The organism is Paenibacillus sp. NPDC057886, assembly GCF_042796655.1.
Taxonomy (GTDB): domain Bacteria; phylum Bacillota; class Bacilli; order Paenibacillales; family Paenibacillaceae; genus Paenibacillus.
Genome location: NZ_JBHVMZ010000023.1, coordinates 1 through 3,784 on the forward strand (window position 1 = coordinate 1; position 3,784 = coordinate 3,784).

The window sequence follows — 3,784 nt, forward strand, 5'->3', positions numbered from 1 at the left end:
TTCAATATCTTTAACAAGCCGCACGTCTCCACCTGACCAACACATGAACCTCCACACAGTCAACACATGACCTTTTCTTTCAACACGCAGTCAACACATCCAGTCAGTGACATTTCTATCTCCGGTTAACTTTTCGGAAAATTCTTCACATTCATTTAACAGTCTGAGATAATTCGGAATACAAATGTTTACATTTCTTGCAGTTATAAAGAATTAAGAAAGGATTGGTGAAAGTTGAGTACAATAGCATTCGAAGAAGTCGGACAAGCCATAAACGATTGGTACAAAATCATCAAACAACATGACTTTTCTAAAGCCGCAGCCATGAGGGAAGAGATCGAAAACACGTTTCCAAACATGAAAGAGAATCAAACCGTATTACTGTACTTCAACCTGATTGACTCTCGTTATAAGCTCATGACAGAGGATTACAACAAATCCGGCGAATTACTGGACAATCTGAAAGCCAAAGCCTTAGAAGATAACACCGATGACATGATTCACTATTATTTTTATTTTTTCTCCGGCATGTATGAATTTCATCAAAAGCGCTATGTCAAAGCCATCATGTACTATAAAATCGCTGAAGAACGCTTGAAAAAGATACCTGATGAAATTGAAAAAGCTGAATTTCATTACTATCTGTGTAAGGCGTACTACAAAATAAAGCAAAATGTTTTCTCGATGACCCACGCTAAAATCGCATACGACACATTTAAAGCGCATGAGACCTATAAAGAAAAAACGATTAACTGTGAAATGATGTTAGGAGCAAATAAGCTTGACTTGATGCTTCCTGAACAAGCTCAGGAACACTATGAGAACGCGCAAACTGCAGCAAAAGCAAACAGCTTCCGATACACCGAAAGTTTGGCTCTTTTTAACCTTGGTGTCTGTTTTGAACGACAAAAAATGTTCATCGAATCTTCGAACTGCTTCAAACAGGCCTTGAAAATCCCTGAACATTTAGAGTCGTTTGTCGCCGTCCGCTCCACTTATATGTTAAGCAAAGTTCTGTTTCAATTAGGGGCTTTCGATGTTGCCCTGACATGGTATGAAAAGGCTCTGAAAAAGGCCGAAGACGAAGGAGAAAAGGAGTATTTGGCGAAATTAAAACTTGCATACGCTTTGTATGCAGAACAAAATGACCCAGAGGTGAGGAAAAATATCGATATCCTCGAAAAAATGGAGCTTTGGACAGAAACAGCCGATCTCTCAATGGAAATTGCTGTATACTATGAGAGTAAGGATGACTTTGAAAAAGCCGCATATTATTTTAAACACGGGCATTTTGTCAAAAACAAAATTCTCAAAATATCGGAGGCGTTACTATGAAAAAAACCGCTCTGTTCAGTCTGCTAACTGTTTCAGCATTATTGCTGGCCACTCCTTTAGTAAACAATACAACCTCTTTGAGTAACCCCATTAAAATTGCCGAAGGGGCAGTAACCATTTAACACGGGGGTGTTATTGTGAAGAAAAAAACGATTTTGTTCAGTCTGCTAACTGTTTCAGCATTACTGCTGGCTTCTCCCGCCTTAACGAGCAGTAGCAAAATTGCTGAAGGTGGAGTCTCCATTCAAGAACAACCAGTAGCCATCTAACATGCAAACTCTTGAAAAAGCGTTCCCGCAGCTGAAAATAGACCGTCAAAAAGTCTGGACTTCAGCTGACAAATTAAAATCAAATAAAGACGGGGTTATCCTTTTAGACCGTTCTAACCCAGAACATCGGGATTGGTACAATGAATCAAATTCATCTAAAAGTGTTTAAATCCCACACTATCGGAGGCGTTATTATGAAAAGACGTACTGTCTTAATTACCGCTGCCATCCTTGGACTGCTTCTTGTATCAAGCAACCATTTCGGGACCAAGGAAAACGGATATTTAGGCATATCAAAGGATTTTCAAGTTGCTGAAAATGGTGCACTGGGCTAAAAATAAAAAAGCAGACTCTCAGAAGTCTGCTTTTTTATTTTAAAATGCTTTAAATGCCCTTATATTCGATTTTAAGGACATCCCCTTCCATAAGGTCGTTTTTTTAATTAAAAGCCCTCAGAAACAAATCTGGGCATTCTCAGAGGTATTTCTCATTTCATCCCTCATGTTAGTATTAATAAAAAACCCGGAGGAACCAAAATTGAAAATCGAAACACTCTCTGAAGCAAAAAAGAAAATGAAAGAACTGCTCTCTGATCCGCAGCTCAACTTACCGCGGCATTATCCGGAACGAAGCCTCAAAGGAATCATTTTGCTCGATCAAAACAACGAGTTACACAAAGAATTAAAGTGACTTCATTGGGCTTTGCCCAAACCCACCAACGGACGGCCGTTGGATGCCAATATTTCAATCCCCCCAACCCCCCGATTCTTCGGGGGGCTCCCTCGCCGGTTGGCGTCAAACAAACGGGTTTGTTTGAGTGCTGAAAGGGTTCGGGTGGCGCTGAATGAGTCAACTCCTTAATCCTCCCTACGGTCCGGTTACCGTTGACTCACGCCAAAATCGCTCGCTGTCCTATTTATCAGTCACCGGAATAAGACAGCTCCAACGATTTTCGGATGTATTCTTCTTCTGTGATTTCTCCATGAAACCGCCTTTCTAAAAGCTTTTCCTCTTCTTCAGTCAGCACTAAGCCCTCAAAGCAAAGGGTTGCTCTCACTTGTCTCATAGCCGTTTCAAAATCAATCATTTGTCTCTACACCGCAGGTTCAATCGTCAATTTTGTTCCATCAGGCAGAGACATTTTCAAGGTATTCAAAGCATCCTCCGCTTCCTCAAGCGTCTCAAATATATCCTCTCGTTTCTCTCCGTCTGGGTGTGTGCTCGTGAACGTAATTTCCGTCCCTTCCAGCTCGCCCACAATACGATATGTCATGTATTCTCCACCTTTCCTTTTTCTATCCATTCTACCCGTTGGCGGACAAGTCCGCCAATGTCAGGCGGGCGAATGAACTCGCCCATTGCCTGCCATAAAACCCAAGAGGGCTGAACAGGGTGAGCCTCGTTACTCTTCCCTGTTCAGCCCTCTTTTTTGCTTCCATTTCGGGTGCGAGACTCCCTGCCGGATCGTCCCGCAGCCCTCCATTTCAGCAAGCCATTTTGTCCTCGCTCGGAGCCTGCCCGATCTGTGGAAAATGGCATTCCCCGCACCTGTTAGGTGGGAGAGGCGGAGTTAAAAGTGTCGGACACAATGTTTCCGACACACTCCGCAATTGGGATGGCACGCCCTCCCCCTTGACCCCCACCGTCCGACACTCTAAAATTGAGCTAATCACTCAATTTTTGGAGGTCGAAAAACCATGGTCGCACGTCAAAAAGAATCCGTCCGACTCGATCCAGAAGTCGTTTCGCTCGGTCGCAAGCTCGCGAAAAAAGACTTCGGATCGGAAACCAAATTTGGACTGCTGATCGAACACGCCATTCGGGCGTATCACGCTCACCAAGTCCAACCTGTCGAAGCAAGCTCATTGCTGTCCGCAACCGAGCAAGCTCTGATCGACAGGATCGAAAAACGAGTTGAAGACATGGGAAAGCAAACCGTTGAACGAGTCGGAAATCTCATTGCCAAATCCAGTTACGAAACTACATACAGCAGTATCGTTTTGGAACACATATTTGATGACTATTTCGAAGATCACAACCCAAAACAACTCCGGGAACAGATGCGCAGCATTGCCGCCCAAAGAATGCGGACTCGACTAGATAAAGAATCAGCTGAAAAAATCAGCTCTCTTATGCAAGAAAACAAAAACCTAGAGGTCATGCAGGAAAAGTTAATCGAC

7 protein-coding genes and 1 pseudogene are annotated in these 3,784 nt (G+C 43.1%); 6 read left to right on the forward strand and 2 right to left on the reverse strand.

Annotated features, from left to right (window positions below; translation table 11 throughout):
* Nucleotides 1-234: 234 nt before the first annotated feature.
* From ACFVQB_RS34235 to ACFVQB_RS34255, 5 genes are all read left to right on the forward strand, one after another.
* A complete protein-coding gene (locus tag ACFVQB_RS34235) occupies nt 235-1,335 on the forward strand; it encodes a response regulator aspartate phosphatase (protein WP_376621139.1) in 1,101 nt (366 codons plus the stop codon).
* Entirely contained in the window at nt 1,332-1,457 is a 126-nt protein-coding gene (locus ACFVQB_RS34240) for a hypothetical protein (RefSeq protein ID WP_269775328.1), read from the forward strand. The genes ACFVQB_RS34235 and ACFVQB_RS34240 overlap by 4 nt, the downstream gene beginning before the upstream one ends.
* 15 nt (nt 1,458-1,472) lie before the next feature.
* Nucleotides 1,473-1,604 carry a hypothetical protein gene (locus ACFVQB_RS34245; RefSeq protein ID WP_270354910.1) on the forward strand — a complete coding sequence of 44 codons (132 nt, stop codon included), beginning with the start codon at nt 1,473-1,475 and terminating at the stop codon, nt 1,602-1,604.
* Between the two features lie 194 nt (nt 1,605-1,798).
* Nucleotides 1,799-1,939 carry a hypothetical protein gene (locus ACFVQB_RS34250; protein WP_270354912.1) on the forward strand — a complete coding sequence of 47 codons (141 nt, stop codon included), beginning with the start codon at nt 1,799-1,801 and terminating at the stop codon, nt 1,937-1,939.
* Between the two features lie 202 nt (nt 1,940-2,141).
* Entirely contained in the window at nt 2,142-2,294 is a 153-nt protein-coding gene (locus ACFVQB_RS34255; RefSeq protein WP_270354913.1) for a hypothetical protein, read from the forward strand.
* A gap of 229 nt (nt 2,295-2,523) precedes the next feature.
* Here the strand turns inward: ACFVQB_RS34255 and ACFVQB_RS34260 are convergent, their stop codons facing one another.
* Both ACFVQB_RS34260 and ACFVQB_RS34265 read right to left on the reverse strand, forming a co-directional pair.
* Nucleotides 2,524-2,691 (reverse strand): hypothetical protein, encoded by a 168-nt coding sequence (locus ACFVQB_RS34260; RefSeq protein ID WP_379449844.1) that lies wholly within the window; start codon nt 2,689-2,691, stop codon nt 2,524-2,526.
* Between the two features lie 6 nt (nt 2,692-2,697).
* Nucleotides 2,698-2,877 (reverse strand): hypothetical protein, encoded by a 180-nt coding sequence (locus tag ACFVQB_RS34265; RefSeq protein WP_198699002.1) that lies wholly within the window; start codon nt 2,875-2,877, stop codon nt 2,698-2,700.
* A 424-nt stretch (nt 2,878-3,301) separates the two neighbouring features.
* Between ACFVQB_RS34265 and ACFVQB_RS34270 the strand changes: the two are divergent.
* Nucleotides 3,302-3,784 (forward strand): annotated as a pseudogene (locus ACFVQB_RS34270) (hypothetical protein); the annotation flags it as partial.